The following is a 16,628-nucleotide window of genomic DNA, read 5'->3' as shown; positions in this document are numbered from 1 at the left end:
TTTTGAAAAACTTGATTCCATGCCATGCTTAGAATACTTGCGTCTTAAATTCGCAACCTATTATATCATTTGTATTGCAGAAATGCACCTGGCAGATACCCTTTTTTGATTTGTCGACTTCTCTAGCATAACCTAATCAATATATTGCTCTCTTTGTCCTTTATAAACCTGCCAAAGAATCTCCATTTGTTCCTTAGTAATTCGCTTTTCAGACAAGGCTGGCAGTTGGTCAATGGCAAAAAATTGAAGGTCAGCAATCTCTTGATTTTCTTGAAATTGCCCGTCAAGAAGTTGACATTCAAAGACAAACTTTGCATATTGTTTGCTCTGTAGTTGGAAACGATTGGTATCAAAAACTGCAAGTAACCTTTCAACTTTAGCTGTAAAACCGGTTTCTTCTTCAATTTCCTTAAGAATATTTTCTGTTGGAGAATAACCGACTTCACCAAATCCACCTGGCAAAGCCCAACTATCCTCTCCTTTTCCTCTAACTAAACAGACCTTTTCATCCTCAACAATCCAAGCACGGACGTCCATCAGAGGAGTTGCATAAGTGGAAATCGGTTTCATGACTTTTACCACTTCTTCTGAATCTATGTCTAATCCCTGATTCAACATTTCAGATAACAGGCTTCGCAAGTCCTCGTAACGCTCGCGGTCGAAAGGATCTTTTGTAAAGGTTAATCCAGTATCTGTAATGGCAATCATTCTTTGAAGATACTTGGCAAAATCACTTGCATTCATTTTCCAAACTTTCTACCAACTTGGCTAGATTCATGGAGTTAGAGCCTTTAAGCAAAATTTGGTCATTTGCACCGAGGCTTTCCTTAACCTGCTTGACTAGGTCTTCAAATTGGTCCTCGTCGGCTGTTTTTTTGAAGTAGTAAACATGGCCGATTGGAAACATTTGACTGGCCAGTTGGCTTAATTCGGCAATGTCTTCTCCATAAAAAATAACAGTATCAAGCACATCTGGTGATAGGCTCAAAATCATCTGGTTATGGAGTTGGACAGACTGGTTGCCGAGTTCCTTCATGTCTGCTAGAACAGCAATTTTCTTGCCACCCTCGTTGGCTGGAATGGCAGAAAATGTCTCCAAAATCAACTTCATAGCAGTTGGATTGGCATTGTATACATCTGACAGGATATCTGCTCCATTGGCTGCTTTCTTCCACTCAGTACGATTGCGGGTCAATTCAAGATTTTGGAAAGCCTGACGAATTTGCTCCTCTGAAACTCCTTCTTGTAGGGCAACATAGGATGCAATCATGGCATTAGTGGCATTGTACTTACCTGTCACTGGCAAATCGAGGGCTTGTTCCAAGAAATTGGCCTTAAAGGTCAGACTATCCTTGCGTTCGACCAAGTCTGTGATTTCCAACTCTGCCCCTTGCCCAAAACGGACCACCTTTTTATCAGCTGGCAAGTAGTCCTCTACGATCGGGTCAGCTGGTACCAAGAGCAAAGAACCTGGTGCCATACCATCAGCAATTTGCATTTTCCCTTTAGCAATTTCCGAACGGTCTTTGAAAAAGGCTAAATGAGCCTCCCCAACCAAGGTCACGATGGCTGTTTTTGGATGAGCCAATTCAGACAAGAGATGGACGTCTCCCAAGTGATCCTGCCCCATCTCCAAGACCAACTTTTCTGTCCCCTCAGGCATGTGAAGAACTGTGTAAGGAAGGCCAATCTCGTTATTGTAGTTACCTTGTGTCTTGTAGGTTTTGTAGGTTGTTGACAGTAAATGCGCCAGCATATCCTTGGTCGTTGTCTTGCCATTTGAACCTGTGACCGCAAAGACATCAACTGCCGTTTTTTCAAGATAGTAGGCAGCTAGGGTTTGAAAGGCAGACAACACGTCGTCTACTAGGATGTAGGGATGATTTGCAACCTCTTTCTCAGACAAGGTTACTGCTGCACCATTTTCAAAAGCTGTTTCGATAAAGTCATGACCATCACGCGCACCTTTGAGAGGCACAAACAAATCACCTGATCCAATCAAACGACTGTCAAACTCAGCTTTTTCTAACTGAACGTCCGCAAAAAGACTAACATCATTTTTAGCTCCAACAGCTTGGGCAACTTCATGGATTGTTAATTTCATTTCTACTCCTTTAAAAAGGGTTGAAGTCCACGAACTCGACTCACCTAACAGTGATGGTTCTAACTCCTACCCTCTCTTTCATTTTATAGCAAATGCGCTTCGCGCTTGTCAAAACTTTGCTTAGCAAGGTCAACCAAATACTCGATTAGTTCTGGGTAGCTGATTCCCATATTGTCCCAAAGTAGTGGATACATAGACCACTGGGTAAAACCTGGCATGGTGTTAAGCTCGTTTAGGAAAATCTCGCCCTTATCTGTATAGAAGAAATCACAACGAGACAGACCGAGGCCACCGATCGCACAGAAGGCAGTTTCTGCATTATGACGCATGACAGCTACTACATCATCACTAATCTTGGCTGGGATGTCCATGGTAATCTTGTTGTCAATATACTTGGCATCATAGTCGTAGAAAGCAACATCCTTGACCACTTCACCAGGAAGCGTGCTCTTAACATCGTAGTTGCCTAAGAGACCAACCTCGATTTCACGGGCATTTACCCCTTGCTCTATCAAGACACGGCTGTCATATTGGAAGGCGAGTTCCAAGGCTTGACGGAGTTCTTCTTGGCTTTCAGACTTAGAAATACCGACACTTGAACCCATATTTGACGGTTTCGTGAAGACTGGATAAGTCAATTTTTCTTCAACTTCAGCGATTTTAGCAGTCACATCATCACCTTCGACGATGGCCACATAAGGAACTTGAGCAATCCCAGCAGACTCCAAGACACGCTTAGTTGTAATTTTATCCATGGCAAGACTAGATGACAAGATATTGCATCCGACATAGGGCATTTTCAATACTTCAAGGAATCCTTGAACAGAGCCATCTTCTCCCATCGGACCATGAAGAACTGGAAAGACCACTGCACCTTCTTCGTAGATGGCACTTGGCGCTATTTTCTTGTCCCAGTCAATAGTTGCATTGGTCATGAGACGATCCTCTTGACCTGGAGTCTGGCTAAATTCTTGCGTTTTAATAAAGTCACCTGACTGGCTGATGAAGAACGTCTTGACTGTGAAACGGTCGTAGTTGACCGCACGCATCACACTTTCAGCTGACAATACAGACACTTCACGTTCTGCACTGCGTCCGCCGTATAAAAGAATAATCGTTTGTTTCATATTGCTTGTCCTAATTCTAATAGAATACTCGTTCTTTAGTATATCATATTTGCTTTTTTTTTGAAACTTGAAGCTAATACTGATCTTCAAAAAAACATAAAAAGAGACCGATAAAAACAAAGTCGGCCTCCTCGATTTTTGTATAATGAATTGAGTTTGTAAACTGTTCTTCACCTACAACTCTGTCCGATTTTCAATCGCCCGTAAAAGTGTAACTTCATCTGCATACTCAATATCTGCTCCCACGGCTAGACCTCGTGCTAGGCGAGTGACCTTGATACCAGCTGGCTTGAGCAAACGAGAGAGATACATAGATGTTGCTTCCCCATCTGCTGTCGCATTGGTTGCCACAATCACCTCTGATACCTCACTATCCATAAGACGAGTCATGAGACTCTTGAGATTGATATCGTCTGGACTGATACCATTCATAGGGGAAATGAGACCGTGCAAGACATGATAAAGTCCGTGGTATTCTTGGATGTTTTCCATAGCAGCCACATCGCGACTATCCTCCAACACCAAAATAGTTGTTTGATCGCGAGTCGGGTCGGTACAAATAGAGCATGGGTCATCATCTGTCAAACGTCCACAAATAGAGCAATAGGTCAATTCTCGCTTAGCAGCTAGGAGATTTTTGGCAAATTCATTGACATCGTCATCTGACATCCCAATGGTATAGAAAGCGAGACGAGTAGCTGTTTTAATACCGATACCAGGTAGTTTTGCATAACTATCAATCAGCTTGGCAATAGGTGTTGGATAAAGCATAGATTCCTTTCTAATTCATTGGATGGTGTTGGTTATAAAGATTGATGATATCGCGTGCGATTGAAGGTCCTACACCATTTGTTAGGTTGGTGTTGTGAGGAAAGACAACTGCAACAGCGATTTGAGGATTATCGGTTGGTGCATAAGCAACTGCGTTGGTATTATTGGCTTTTTGACCACCATTGACATAGCTTTCGGCTGTACCAGTTTTTCCACTGATGGACACAGCTGCACCGTTGGAAAAGGCACGACCTGTTGTCAAAGCACTGGTTCCGTGCGCTACTTGGTAAAATCCTTGTTGTAAAATATCCATATCAGATTCAGAAATATTGATTTTATTCATTTCTTTGCTAGCTGTTTCCTGAACCAAGCTCCCTAGGCCACCTTGATCATTGTTTCCATAAACTCCTTCAACGATATGAGGAGCCAATCGTACACCCTTGTTTGCAATGGTTGCGACATACTGGGCTAACTGCATAGGTGTGTAGTTGTCAAACTGACCAAAGGCATTGTTGATATAGTTAGCTAAATCAAATTCTTTCGGTGAAAAGCCTGTGGATTCATCTGGGAGATCAATCCCTGTAGAAGAGCCTAGACCATATTCACCAAAGGTTGAACGCATTTTCCCCATAGCGGTTTCCAATTGATCCGTTGCAACTGTCATGCCGGGGGTGTAGGTTTGACCCATGATGCCTAGCGCTGTTTGAACCATGTAGGTGTTAGAAGAATATTCCAAGGCTTCAACTGCTGTGATAGGGAAGGAGCCATATGACAGTGTGTACCATGAATTGATTGGAGATGAACCTTGGAAAACGATAGGTTGATCTGTCAATGTTTGATTGCCGGACAAGACGCCATTTTCCCAACCCGAACTAATCGTTGCTGCCTTAACGACAGACCCTGGAACAAAGACATTGGTTATCGTTCCAAGCGAATCTGAACTTAATTCACCGGATTCGACATTATGCTTGACACCCGACATCGCTAGAACTGCACCGGTTTTAGGATTGAGGGCTACAGCGTAGACTCCTTCAGAGTATTTAGCTCCACCGTTACCCAACTCTGAGTTGAAGTAGCTCTTGAGTAGGTCATCTACACCATTCTGGAAAGTTAGGTCAATCGTTAGTTTGATGTTGTTTCCTTTGCTTCCTTCCTCGACATTTTCCACACTTTCCATATTTCCGTGTTTATCGAGATGAACTTCTTTGACGGATCGTTTGCCTTGCAGCACGTCTTCATATTGTTTTTCAAGATAGGAAGTTCCCACTCGGTCATTGAGAGAATACCCTTTTTTGAGGTAGGCATCAACTTCCTCAGCTGGAAGACCGGATTTTTCACTTGATACACTACCTACAATTGAAGACAAAGAAGTGTCTAGGACTTTTCTATCCCATGAGGTTGAAATGCTGATACCTGGTAATTCCTTGGACGCTGATGCAACGAGAGCAACTTGGGTATCGTCTAAGGCATCCGTAGAAATAGTGCCCGTTGCAAAATTTTCAACGGCATTCAGCTGACTAAACAGATAGATTTCCTTTTTCTGATCATCTGTATAGTTAAGCTGACTCACGTCAATACTTTCAACCGCATTATTGTAGAGAGTCGCTTCAGATAAGCGGTTCCCATCTGAATCGAGACGTTTTTCACTTGGCAAGGACTCAACGGTCTCTTTGTAAACGTTCTGATCAGCCAGGTAATAATCCGCAATCTGTCGATCTGTCAAATCTGGTGAGCTTACATTCACATATGTGAGAAGTTTCTTGGCCGTCTCCTTTAACTCTGCAGCCGTCATCTTATTGTTTCTTGTAAAAGATACGACCTGTTTGAGAGTATTTTCCACCAAGGGTTTCCCTGTTGCATCGTAGATCTGCCCACGAGCTGAGCTGGTTGTCACCCTCGTCTGGCTGGCTGAAGCCAATTTTGCTTCATAGAAATCTTTATTGAGCACCTGCATGTATAAGAGTCGACCAATAATGGCCATAAAGAGCAGGATGACAATCGCAAATAGTAAATTAAGCCGAATCGGAATCGAATGGCTATTAAATTTTCTCATACAACTAAGACTCTCTTCTAGAAAAATTTCCGATTTTCTCATTCATTTCTACCTAAAATAGTAGAGTGAATAGATGAAGTTCAGTACTTTTCATTGTACCATATTTTACGGAGAAACTCTTGGAAAAGTCGAAGCATTTTTGACTTTTACTGAAATCTACCTTTTTATTTAGTTATCTCTTTCTTCTATGATATAATATTGATAACGATTACAAAAAATGGTAGTGATTTAGGCACCGAGCCAAAGGAGTTATGAAAACATGAACAAGGCAGACATCGCAAGTATCATCGACCTTCATTTTGAAGAATTAACAGAGCTCGAACAAGAAATCGCTCGCTATTTTTTACAACCTGAAACGATCCAAGATGATCTTTCTTCTCAGCAAGTGACACAGAAATTACATATCTCCCAAGCAGCGCTGACTCGCTTTGCCAAGAAGTGTGGTTTTACAGGCTATCGAGAATTCGTCTTTCAATACCAACACCAGGCCGATAAACAAGACACGCATTCTCACAAACACAGTCCCTTGACCAAACGTGTTTTGCGAAGCTACAGTATCATGCGAGAACAAACTCAGGATTTGATCGACGAAGAGCAACTGGAACGAGTCGCCCAATTAATCGATGACGCTGAACGAGTTTACTTCTTTGGAACAGGAAGTTCTGGTCTGATTGCCCGTGAGATGAAGCTACGTTTTATGCGTCTGGGTGTTGTCTGTGAAGCTTTGACCGATCGGGATGGCTTTGCATGGACAACCAGTATCATGGATGAAGATTGCTTGGTGCTTGGTTTTTCCCTATCAGGCACTACCCAATCCGTCCTAGATAGTTTGTTGGATGCCAAGGAAATGGGTGCCAAGACCATCCTCTTTACCAGCGCTCCAAACAAAAATAGTCAGGCCTATACCGAAACAGTCCTTGTGGCAAGCCATAGTCAATCTTCTTACATCCAGCGTATTTCCGCTCAACTCCCTATGCTCATTCTAATAGATTTGATTTATGCCTACTTTTTAGAAATCAATCGCGAGAGCAAAGAAAAAATCTTTAACAGCTATTGGGAAAATAAAAAGCTCAATGGCTATCGTAGACAAAAACGTGTTAGAAAATCCTAGTTTGGTTCATCCAAACTAGGATTATTTTGTTTTAATACTCTTCGAAAATCTCTTCAAACCACGTCAGCTTCACCTTGCCGTAGGTATAGATAACTGACTTCGTCAGTTTTATCTGCAACCTCAAAGCTGTGCTTTGAGCAACCTACGGTTAGCTTCCTAGTTTGCTCTTTGATTCTCATTGAGTATAAAATAATAATAGGTTCATAGGTGGGCTTGCCAATCTTTCTCTTTGCGCTAATGCCTTTTTTATCTGGGCTTTTCAATTCTTCCATAAATCTTCCATTCCATTTTTGAATGTTTGACAACAAAAAGGAAGTATCGGCTATTTGCTACTTTTACTTCCTCTCTCTAATTTTATTTAATCGTTTTACTTCGACAAAGTGAGATTTAGATTTTAACCCTTACAGAAAATTAAATGAGCTATTCTTCAGAAGCACATTCTATAATATCATAGTTTAATGCAGAGTGTAGCGATGTAGTCATTTCCATAACGTGATAATCGATGTCTTTTGTCACACGATTCATAAAAATCGATCATAGCGAGACCATTTTTTAGTTGTCCTCTAATCTGACTTTCTAATGTATGGCTAAATTCATATCCATATTCTGGATTGATGGTTATTTCGCCTTCTTCTTCAAGCTCTCTTGAATTAAAAGGTAGTGAAAACTTTAACTGTAATTCCTCATCGGGTTTATCCCATACAGTGTCAGCATCATACATGTAAATCCAAGGATTCATAAATCCGACCATTAACAAACCGCCCTTTTTCAATACTCGAGAGGCTTCTTTATACATGTTTTCTAAATCTTCTATATATACATTTGAAACCGGATTAAAAACAATATCAAAAGTTTCATTTTCAAATGGAAATGGTTTTGTCATATCACCTTGAACGGTATTAATTTTTAAGCCTTCTCTTTTAGCAACCATTTCATCTCTTTGTAATTGAGATTTAGAAAAATCCATAATGGTGACATCATAACCTTTTAGAGCAAAAACGGGACCCTGCTGTCCACCCCCACAAGCTAACCCTAATATCTTTTTTCCCTTGGCTTTTTCAAACCATTCTATCGGAACTTTTTTTCCAACAGTTAAGGCAACAGAGATTGGATGTTTTCTAACTTCTTCTAGTTCTTCATGTGTCAATGGCTCAGTATAGTCATTTTTTACATTATTCCATCTATCTTCATTTAATTTTATATAATTACTCATCTTACAATCTCCTCGTAATTTTATATGATTTCGATTTCAGGTGAATAGGTTGCCATTACATTTTTTCACCTCTAGAAATTCTAATTTGTCATTTTTTCGTCCATCTCATTATATCATTTTTCCACATTTTCCCATTTACTCAAGCTAAATATCAATTAAATGGATGATAGAATTGCTCTCGCCTTGTAGTTTATCATCTCGGCTTAACCTTTCATACAAGGCGGTTATTTTCTCCTAGTTTCTCACGATTACCTCCTTTGGCTCAAATTTTTCAATAAAAAAGAATTAAGCAAAACAGTCTTCACTCAAGTAGTAATTCAGTGTTTTGCTTAATTCTATAATTCCAAACTAGGATTGTTTTGTTTTGAAATGATAATAGGCTCCCAACATACCTGCCGTATTTTGGTGATGGGCAAATTCTAATCGTGTTTTTTCAGCTAGGCTTGGTACCAAGGCATCTTTTAATGCTGTGCGGATCTTCGGTTTAAGAATAGCCTCTTGCCCCATGATGCCGCCACCGAGAATGACTACTTCTGGATTGGCCACATAACAAATATTTGCCAGCCCTTTTCCAAGGTAGTCTACCATGCGGTCAATACCAGCCATGCAAATCTTGTTGCCTTCAGTAGCTTCCTTGAAAATGCGTCGACCATTCCACTGATCAACTGAGTCACCATGAACTTCTGCTACATATTCTACCAAGGCTGTCGTAGAAGCGAGATCTTGGAAAGCTCCATCCTGCATATGCATATAACCAACTTCGCAAGCTGAGTTGCTAAATCCATGGAAAACCTTCCCATCCATAATCAAGCAACCACCGATACCTGTTCCAATGGTCAAGCAAAGTGTGACACTCGCTCCCTTACCTGAACCAGATACTGCTTCAGCCAGACCTGCACAGTTGACATCATTTTCAATCTCACAAGGAATTGAAAATTCTCCCTCGATTTCCTTTTTAAATTGAGTGCCAGCATAGTTGGGAATCTGAGGTCCCGAGTAGAAAATCTCGCCTTTGTCAGGATCTACCATTCCTGCAGAAGAAATGGCAACACCTGCTACTGGGCCTTTTTCTAAATAGCTGGCTACGATATCTTTGGTCTTTTGTAAGATATGAGGTCCACCCTTATGCGCCTCTGTTGGCATTTCATGCGATTCAACAAGTTGGCCTTCTTGATCAATCAAACCATATTTGATGTTGGTTCCACCGATATCAATTGCAACATAGTGTGTCATAAATACCTCCTTATGGATTAGAGGAAGCGCTCCTTGGTTTCACGAATCAAGGCTGCAGCTGCTTCTACAACTGGGCGATCTTCTTCTGTTACTGGCGTCAATGGTGAACGAACAGATCCAATGTTCAAACCTTCATTGATCTTCAAGACTTCCTTGATGACCCCGTACATATTTCCATGTGCAGAAGTGAGTTTGCCAATGATTGCGTTGATAGCGTATTGCAATTCACGCGCTGTTTCCAAGTCTTTCTCAGCAATCAACTGATTGAGTTTCAAGAAGAGTTCTGGCATCGCACCATAAGTACCACCGATACCAGCTTTAGCACCCATGAGGCGACCACCTAGGAATTGTTCATCTGGACCATTAAAGACGATGTGGTCTTCTCCGCCAAGGCTGACAAAGGTTTGGATATCTTGAACTGGCATAGAAGAGTTCTTAACACCGATAACACGTGGATTCTTCAACATTTCTGTATAGAGACTTGGAGTCAAAGCAACACCTGCTAACTGAGGAATGTTGTAGATGACAAAGTCTGTGTTTGGCGCTGCCGCACTGATGTCATTCCAGTATTGGGCTACGGAGTATTCTGGCAAGCGGAAGTAAATCGGTGGAATTGTTGCAATGGCATCTACACCCAAGCTTTCTGCGTGGCGAGCAAGTTCCATACTGTCTTTGGTATTGTTGCAAGCTACGTGAGCGATGATGGTCAGTTTTCCTTTGGCAACTGCCATGACTTCTTCCAAAATCAATTTGCGGTCTGCCACACTTTGGTAGATACATTCACCAGAAGAACCATTTACATAGAGGCCTTGAACACCTTTATCAATGAAGTATTGGACCAAGGCACGCGTACGCTCTGGACTGACTTCTCCTTGATCATCATAACATGCGTAGAAGGCTGGAATGACACCTTCGTATTTTTTCAAATCTGACATAGATTTTCTCCTAAGATTTCTTTTTTCTGCTGAGAGCAGTTCTATTTTTTACAAATTTAGTATACACCTTGTGAAAATCGCTTTCAATATCTTGTATATACTTAGATTTTAGTTTCTACTTGTATTTTAGAAACTGTAACGATTGAAAGTAGTTTCAGAAACAAGCCATCCTACTGGTATTTGGCGAAGATTTTCTCCATCAATCCTGCTTGGAGAAAGACCAGCAAACCAAAACCAAAGAGGATAAAGGCCGATCCACCCAAAAGGAGAGTGAAGGCGGATAGATAAAGAATCATCACAATAAGAAAGAGAATGGCTAACATGAGGAAGAACCATGGAAAGTTAAAACTTGCCAAGATAAGCCCTTTTTGCAGCACTTCTTTCCATGACAAATCATAGCGCGCAGCAATGGGATAACTAGCCAGCATCACGAGAGTGAGGAAAATGAGAATCCCCAAACAAATAGCTTTCACAATCTGGAAAGGCAAAGCTGTCTGGCCCCAGAAAAGATAGAGGTCTAGAAGGCTTAATGACACAACACCCAACTCTAGCAAACCTAACTGGAAACCCAGTTTCAGATTTTGCTTGAAAGCTCTTAGATAAGTTCTGAAGACTGGTACCCGTCTGCTTCTCTTAATCTCAAACATGGTTTCATAAAGGCTGATTTTCGCCACTCCAATCGTCACAATGGGCAAACAAGAGACGACAAAAAGAAGATTGACTGTGACGATATCCAAGACCTTCTCACTGAAACGCATGAGAAAATTATCTGTATCAAATGCTGCCTTGATAAGGCTTACTCCTTTTTGTGCCATGTTTGCTCCTCCTGATTCTTTTAATCAATCAAAATTTTAAAGAGATACTTGCGAACCTTTTCTTCCATCCCTGCGTAGCCATTTGGCTGGTGAGGTTCTCCTGGGAAGAAAATCGCAAAATTGTGATAGCCCAACAAGAGTGGGTATTTTTCATGACAATGGACAAAGCCAATGTCACTCGCTTCATCGAATGCTACTGCTTCGTCTTTGATACGTGAACCGTAGCTCGAATATTCATGTCCTTCTACCAGCAAATGCAAGTCTGCATAGTTCTTATGGTGCTCAAATTGATCATTTTCGGCCTGATTGAGGACATTTTCCTGAACAACTAGAAAGACCTTGTCCCCGTCAATCTCATACTTACCGAGTTCGAAAGAATCCTTACGGTGCTGATAGAGATAGTCGATAGCCTTGTCTAGATTGGGATGGATTCCCTTGTAAAAGGCGATGTTTTTCAAATCGTCAAAAATCATACTGTTTCCTTCATTTCTGATAGTTACTATTTTTCAGTTTCGAATTATCCTTCCTCTATTTCCCTGTAACAGTGCGGACGGAAGCAAATTCCTTCGGAATTTCATTCCTAATTTTTGAGCCTTTTGCTTTTTCATCGTCAGTCTCAAAAATTCCGTCTAAGATAAGCGTAAGTTGCTTATCTTAGATACCACTAAAGCGGGAAATAGCCACCATAAAACGAACCTACTCTAAATAGTATCATGAAAAGAGTTCATTCTTAAGTTTATAAGTGTCTGACAAAACTTCACGAAGTAACTGCATACTCTCCATTTTGTAGACACTTATGAAACTATATTTCTCTTAGTCTATAACATATTCTTCTGAATTTTGATAGACAGTTTTTCCTATACTTAATGAAAATCGAAGAACAAACTAGGAAGCTAACCGCAGGCCATACTTAAGTATGGTAAGGTGATGCTGACGTAGTTTAAATTCGATTTTCGAAGAGCATTATCCTTTAACAGCTCCCATAGTGATCCCTTGAGTGAAGGATTTTTGGAAGACAAGGAAGACGGTTACAATTGGCACAGCTGCAAGGGCTGCCCCTGCCATGATCAAACCATAGTTGGTCGCCATTTCGGCCTGCATGGTCGCAACCCCGAGTGAGATGGTCAAGTTTTGACGTGAAGTCAACATAACCAACTGCATGAAGTAGTCGTTCCAAGTATTGATGAAGGTAAAGATCGCAAGAGCTGCAAAGCCTGGTTTCACGATAGGGAAGGCTACGCTCCAGAAGGTACGAATCTCACCACAACCGTCGATTTTAGCTGATTCAAGCAATTCTGTCGGGATATTTTCGCTGAACTGTTTCATGAGGAAGACACCAAACGGCCATCCGATCAAAGGCAAGATAACTGCCCAGAGAGTATCGTGAATTCCCATGAAGTTGACGATACGTACCAATGGTACAAGGACAACTTGTTTTGGAAGAGCCATGGCAGCGATAAAGACTGCAAAGAGGATGCGTTGACCATAGAAACGTTTTTTAGCCAAGACATAACCTGCTAGAGAAGAGGTTGCACAGACTAGGAACATGGTTACTAGTGAGATAAATACAGAGTTCCACATCCACTGCATAGCAGGGTTTTGCACCATGAGTTGTTGGAAGTTCTCCATGGTTGGCATTTTAGGGAACCACTGTGGCGGAATCATAATGGTATCAGGCTGTGATTTGAAGGCCCCTGTCAAGATCCAGTAGAATGGAAAGATGAACAGCACGGTCAACAAGAGCAAGATAATCGTTGAAATAACAGTGAAAGCTGTTAAAGGTTTCTTTTGTGTAGGTTGCATAACTGTCTCCTTTCTTTAGTATTCTACGTCGTTTCCGAGGATCTTGAATTGAGCAAAGCTGACAATGGCAATCATCACTGCCAAGAAAACACCGATAGTATTGGCATAGCCGTATTCTGTCAATTGGAAGGCTTTCTCGTAAAGATAGTACATCAAGGTACTTGTCGAGTAGTTTGGACCACCAGAAGTCAACAACTGAATCAAGGCGAAACATTGGAATGAGTTGATAGTCGTAATAATCGCAATGTAAAGAGTTGTTGGAAGAAGGCTAGGCCATTTGATCTTCCAGAAGACTTGAAACTCAGTCGCACCGTCAACACGCGCTGCTTCAACAAGTGAGTTGTCAATATTTCCCATGGCAGCGATATAAAGGATAATCGGTTGACCAACAGATGTTGTCAAAAGGATGATCATAATCGCTAGCAAGGCCCAGTTTTTGTCACCCAGCCAAGAAATGTTTTGGCTGATGATGTGGCTTGACTTAAGGACAAAGTTAAGAATCCCTGATAGGGGGTCATAGATCCATTTCCATACAACCGTTACGGCAACACTACCTGTAACTACAGGAAGGAAGAAGACGAAACGATAGAAAGAACGGGCAATGGCATTTTGATGATAGGTTTGAGATGCTACAAAGAGAGAGAAGAGAACCACAATCGGAACAGATCCAATAACCAGGATAACGGTATTGATCAAAGACTTCACAAAGACAGGGTCTTTAAACATGCGAATGTAGTTGTCAAAGCCTACAAACTCAAATTTAGTCATAGAGTAGTTAAAGAAACTTGTAATGAATCCCATAATCATAGGAGCCAAGACAAAGATGACAAAGAAGAACAACACTGGTGCTAGGAAAGCGTAGGAAATCACTGTTTCCCGCATACGAATTTTATTGACTTTCACAGTCGGCACCTCTCTTTCAAATAGAATAGTTTTTGATTTTCTTGAACTGTTTTAAAACCAAAATGAAATTTTTTAAGATTCGCTTATGTAAGAACTTCATTTTAATTTCGTGACAGTTCCTACCATTTCAAACAAAAGTCCCCCTTTTCTTACACCATAGTGCACAGGGAAAAGGGGGAATCAATCTGACTTAGTGCTTATTGTTTTGTAGCTTTTTTGATGGTTTCGTTAGCTTTTTCAGTGAAGGCTTTCAAAGCATCCGCTGGTTTTTCGTCACCGTTTGATACAGATTGCAACATTGGGAACCAAAGCGTTCTCATTTCAGCAAATCCATCGATAGTGTTGTAGTATGGTGAGTAGTATTTAGTCCAGCTGCTGATGGTTTCCATACGTTTGTCTTCATAAAGTTTGCCAAATGAAGTACGAACTGGGAAGGCACCTGTACGAACTACGTCTTTAGGACCCCATTCTTTGTCATCTGCGATGAATTGAACGAATTTCTTAGCAGCTGCGACTTTCTTGTCATCTTTGTTGTTGAATACTGCAAATCCATTTACAAGGTATTCAAGAGCTGGTTTACCAGAGTCTGATGGGAATGGTACTTCTACCACATCTACCTTACTTGCTTCCAAAAGCTTCGCTTGGATACCATTTTGAGATGGTGCCCAAAGGATGGTGTATGAAGTTTGACCGTTCGCAAAGTTTTGGATATCTGCTCCACCATCAAATTGTGAACCATTATTCAACAGACCGTCTTTAATCCAGCTAGCGGCTTTTTCAAGACCTTTGACAAATTTAGGATCATCAGTTGTATATTTTGTTACGTCTTTATCTGTTACAGAACCGCCATAAAGGTTTGCGATGAAGGCACGTGTTCCTTGGTCTCCCCCTTGACCAGAACTGAACAATGAACCTGGAGTATATCCTTTATCTTTAAGCGCTTTCAAAACTTTTTCAAAGTCATCTGTTGTCCAACCTTCTTTTACAAGGTTTGCAACTCCAGCATCTTCCAACATTTTCTTGTTCATAGCCATGTAGAATGGAGCCGAACTGATTGGATACATGTAAGCTTTGTCTCCAGCCTTACTTGCTTGTACGATGTTTTCGTTGTTGACATCTTTGACGAATTCGTCTGTGAAGAGGTCGTTCAACTCAGCCAATTTACCATTTTTACCATATTGGATGATACGCCCTGGTGCGTCAAAGAGTACGTCTGGCGCTGTTCCTGCTTCGATGGCTGTTGTGATCTTTTCAGGACCTGACTTGAAGTCGATGGTTTCCAATTTCACTTTTACATCTGGATTTGCTTTTTCAAAAGCTTCGATGATTGATTTTTCATAAGTTCCAACACCGTCACCCGTTTTTTCTTGTGTGAAGACTGGGAATGCCCACCAAGTGATTTCTGTTTTTCCGCTATCGCTACTAGAACTTCCAGCATCTTTACTTCCACCAGAGTTACCACAAGCAGCAAGGCCAAGAATCGCAGCACCCGCAAGTACTGTACAAGCTAGTTTTCTAAATTTCATTTGTATTCTCCTAATTGATAAGCGTATCCATATTGGATAATGAGCAAGTTTATATTTGTATACGTTTTCATTTTGTCCGACGCATCGACCACTCTCCTCTTTTTTGAGATTGTGTTATTTAAGACCGGCAACAAAGCGTTCCGTAATCTCTTTTGGTCTAGTAATCGCTCCACCAACAACGATACCTCGCACCCCATACTCAAGGATTTGCTTAGCTTGTTCTGGTGTGTGAATCTTCCCTTCAGCGATGACATCCACACCGGCATCGCAGAGTTTTTTGATCAGTTCAAAGTCTGGACCATCCACTTTGGGACTATAAGAGGTATAACCTGATAGGGTTGTTCCAACAAAATCAACACCTGCTTCAACCGCTTCTATTCCCTCTTCAAAGGTACTAGTATCAGCCATTAAGAGTTGATTCGGATATTTTTCTTTGACTTGTCGGATAAAGTCTTGGATTTCCAAACCGTCGTAACGTTCACGTTTGGTACAATCCAGAGCAATGACCTCAATGTCGAGTTCAGCCAATTCATCAACTTCTCTCATCGTAGCAGTGATGAAGGGTTCTTGTGGCGGATAGTCGCGTTTGATAATCCCGATAATTGGGAGTTTCGTGACCTCCTTAATCTCCTTGATATCGCGAACACTGTTTGCTCGGATACCGACTGCTCCACCTTGCTCAGCCGCTTTGACTAGCAAGGGAATGACTCCTCCCGCTTCTGTATAAAGCGGTTCGTGAGGAAGTGCCTGGCAAGAGACAATGATTCCATCTTTGATTTGTTCAATCAAGGCTTCTTTGCTGATCTGTGGCATCCTCTTTCCTCCCTTTCTTGTTCTTATGGGCTTATTATATATTATTTGTTAAGCGCTTTCAATAGCTTGTAGTAGAATAGATTTCAGTTTCAAAACTATTTTATAGAACAGACTATCCTGAAAGTAGTTTCAGACATCTTAGAATTTCTTATTAGCACACCTCAACTCGAAAGAAAAAGATAGCAGGCTGAAAAACCTACTACCTCCTTCTATTTTTACAA

At 41.2% G+C, this 16,628-nt stretch carries 16 protein-coding genes; 1 reads left to right on the top strand and 15 read right to left on the bottom strand.

Going from position 1 to position 16,628, the window contains the following annotated elements:
- Positions 1–132: 132 nt before the first annotated feature.
- The 5 genes from SORDD15_RS00580 to pbp2b form a co-directional block, all read right to left on the bottom strand.
- Positions 133–744 (bottom strand): NUDIX hydrolase N-terminal domain-containing protein, encoded by a 612-nt coding sequence (locus SORDD15_RS00580; RefSeq protein WP_061413462.1) that lies wholly within the window; start codon positions 742–744, stop codon positions 133–135.
- Positions 731–2,104 carry a UDP-N-acetylmuramoyl-tripeptide--D-alanyl-D-alanine ligase gene (locus SORDD15_RS00575; protein WP_061413460.1) on the bottom strand — a complete coding sequence of 458 codons (1,374 nt, stop codon included), beginning with the start codon at positions 2,102–2,104 and terminating at the stop codon, positions 731–733. Before SORDD15_RS00575 ends, SORDD15_RS00580 begins: the two co-directional genes overlap by 14 nt.
- Before the next feature lie 83 nt (positions 2,105–2,187).
- Positions 2,188–3,231: a D-alanine--D-alanine ligase gene (locus tag SORDD15_RS00570; protein ID WP_061413458.1), complete on the bottom strand. Its 1,044-nt coding sequence runs from the start codon at positions 3,229–3,231 to the stop codon at positions 2,188–2,190.
- Positions 3,232–3,405: 174 nt separating this feature from the next.
- A complete protein-coding gene (recR, locus tag SORDD15_RS00565) occupies positions 3,406–4,002 on the bottom strand; it encodes a recombination mediator RecR (protein ID WP_061413456.1) in 597 nt (198 codons plus the stop codon).
- Between the two features lie 10 nt (positions 4,003–4,012).
- On the bottom strand, positions 4,013–6,055 hold the full coding sequence (gene pbp2b / locus SORDD15_RS00560) for a penicillin-binding protein PBP2B (RefSeq protein ID WP_061413454.1): 2,043 nt from the start codon (positions 6,053–6,055) through the stop codon (positions 4,013–4,015).
- Between the two features lie 259 nt (positions 6,056–6,314).
- On the opposite strand from pbp2b, the gene SORDD15_RS00555 reads away from it, so the two are divergent.
- On the top strand, positions 6,315–7,166 hold the full coding sequence (locus SORDD15_RS00555; RefSeq protein WP_061413452.1) for a MurR/RpiR family transcriptional regulator: 852 nt from the start codon (positions 6,315–6,317) through the stop codon (positions 7,164–7,166).
- Positions 7,167–7,219: 53 nt separating this feature from the next.
- Here SORDD15_RS00555 and SORDD15_RS10185 read toward each other — a convergent pair whose 3' ends face one another.
- From SORDD15_RS10185 to SORDD15_RS00505, 10 genes are all read right to left on the bottom strand, one after another.
- The gene (locus SORDD15_RS10185; RefSeq protein ID WP_061413450.1) at positions 7,220–7,438 is read right to left on the bottom strand and encodes a hypothetical protein; all 219 of its coding nucleotides are present in this window, start codon (positions 7,436–7,438) and stop codon (positions 7,220–7,222) included.
- 176 nt (positions 7,439–7,614) lie between these two features.
- Entirely contained in the window at positions 7,615–8,379 is a 765-nt protein-coding gene (locus SORDD15_RS00545) for a class I SAM-dependent methyltransferase (protein WP_061413448.1), read from the bottom strand.
- Between the two features lie 348 nt (positions 8,380–8,727).
- Entirely contained in the window at positions 8,728–9,612 is an 885-nt protein-coding gene (locus tag SORDD15_RS00540) for an ROK family protein (protein WP_061413446.1), read from the bottom strand.
- Positions 9,613–9,629: 17 nt separating this feature from the next.
- Positions 9,630–10,547: a dihydrodipicolinate synthase family protein gene (locus SORDD15_RS00535; protein WP_061413444.1), complete on the bottom strand. Its 918-nt coding sequence runs from the start codon at positions 10,545–10,547 to the stop codon at positions 9,630–9,632.
- Between the two features lie 170 nt (positions 10,548–10,717).
- A complete protein-coding gene (locus SORDD15_RS00530; RefSeq protein WP_061413442.1) occupies positions 10,718–11,362 on the bottom strand; it encodes a YesL family protein in 645 nt (214 codons plus the stop codon).
- Between the two features lie 20 nt (positions 11,363–11,382).
- Positions 11,383–11,835 carry a NanQ anomerase/TabA/YiaL family protein gene (locus tag SORDD15_RS00525; protein WP_000575429.1) on the bottom strand — a complete coding sequence of 151 codons (453 nt, stop codon included), beginning with the start codon at positions 11,833–11,835 and terminating at the stop codon, positions 11,383–11,385.
- A gap of 490 nt (positions 11,836–12,325) precedes the next feature.
- Positions 12,326–13,165: a carbohydrate ABC transporter permease gene (locus SORDD15_RS00520; protein ID WP_001183243.1), complete on the bottom strand. Its 840-nt coding sequence runs from the start codon at positions 13,163–13,165 to the stop codon at positions 12,326–12,328.
- 15 nt (positions 13,166–13,180) lie between these two features.
- Positions 13,181–14,047, bottom strand: coding sequence for a carbohydrate ABC transporter permease (locus SORDD15_RS00515; protein WP_161800746.1), 867 nt, complete (start codon positions 14,045–14,047; stop codon positions 13,181–13,183).
- A 218-nt stretch (positions 14,048–14,265) separates the two neighbouring features.
- The gene (locus SORDD15_RS00510) at positions 14,266–15,594 is read right to left on the bottom strand and encodes an extracellular solute-binding protein (protein WP_061413440.1); all 1,329 of its coding nucleotides are present in this window, start codon (positions 15,592–15,594) and stop codon (positions 14,266–14,268) included.
- Positions 15,595–15,708: 114 nt separating this feature from the next.
- Positions 15,709–16,407, bottom strand: coding sequence for an N-acetylmannosamine-6-phosphate 2-epimerase (locus SORDD15_RS00505; protein WP_061413438.1), 699 nt, complete (start codon positions 16,405–16,407; stop codon positions 15,709–15,711).
- Positions 16,408–16,628 lie beyond the last annotated feature (221 nt).

This window comes from Streptococcus oralis (assembly GCF_001578935.1).
Taxonomy (GTDB): domain Bacteria; phylum Bacillota; class Bacilli; order Lactobacillales; family Streptococcaceae; genus Streptococcus; species Streptococcus oralis_R.
The sequence above is the reverse complement of the archived record's forward strand: the minus strand, read 5'-3'. Positions and strand labels throughout refer to the sequence as shown.

Coding starts and splice junctions, on each gene's coding strand:
- SORDD15_RS00580 (WP_061413462.1), bottom strand. CDS start 744: ATGAATGCAAGTGATTTTGCCAAGTATCTTCAAAGAATGATTGCCATT.
- SORDD15_RS00575 (WP_061413460.1), bottom strand. CDS start 2,104: ATGAAATTAACAATCCATGAAGTTGCCCAAGCTGTTGGAGCTAAAAAT.
- SORDD15_RS00570 (WP_061413458.1), bottom strand. CDS start 3,231: ATGAAACAAACGATTATTCTTTTATACGGCGGACGCAGTGCAGAACGT.
- recR (WP_061413456.1), bottom strand. CDS start 4,002: ATGCTTTATCCAACACCTATTGCCAAGCTGATTGATAGTTATGCAAAA.
- pbp2b (WP_061413454.1), bottom strand. CDS start 6,055: ATGAGAAAATTTAATAGCCATTCGATTCCGATTCGGCTTAATTTACTA.
- SORDD15_RS00555 (WP_061413452.1), top strand. CDS start 6,315: ATGAACAAGGCAGACATCGCAAGTATCATCGACCTTCATTTTGAAGAA.
- SORDD15_RS10185 (WP_061413450.1), bottom strand. CDS start 7,438: ATGGAAGAATTGAAAAGCCCAGATAAAAAAGGCATTAGCGCAAAGAGA.
- SORDD15_RS00545 (WP_061413448.1), bottom strand. CDS start 8,379: ATGAGTAATTATATAAAATTAAATGAAGATAGATGGAATAATGTAAAA.
- SORDD15_RS00540 (WP_061413446.1), bottom strand. CDS start 9,612: ATGACACACTATGTTGCAATTGATATCGGTGGAACCAACATCAAATAT.
- SORDD15_RS00535 (WP_061413444.1), bottom strand. CDS start 10,547: ATGTCAGATTTGAAAAAATACGAAGGTGTCATTCCAGCCTTCTACGCA.
- SORDD15_RS00530 (WP_061413442.1), bottom strand. CDS start 11,362: ATGGCACAAAAAGGAGTAAGCCTTATCAAGGCAGCATTTGATACAGAT.
- SORDD15_RS00525 (WP_000575429.1), bottom strand. CDS start 11,835: ATGATTTTTGACGATTTGAAAAACATCGCCTTTTACAAGGGAATCCAT.
- SORDD15_RS00520 (WP_001183243.1), bottom strand. CDS start 13,165: ATGCAACCTACACAAAAGAAACCTTTAACAGCTTTCACTGTTATTTCA.
- SORDD15_RS00515 (WP_161800746.1), bottom strand. CDS start 14,047: ATGCGGGAAACAGTGATTTCCTACGCTTTCCTAGCACCAGTGTTGTTC.
- SORDD15_RS00510 (WP_061413440.1), bottom strand. CDS start 15,594: ATGAAATTTAGAAAACTAGCTTGTACAGTACTTGCGGGTGCTGCGATT.
- SORDD15_RS00505 (WP_061413438.1), bottom strand. CDS start 16,407: ATGCCACAGATCAGCAAAGAAGCCTTGATTGAACAAATCAAAGATGGA.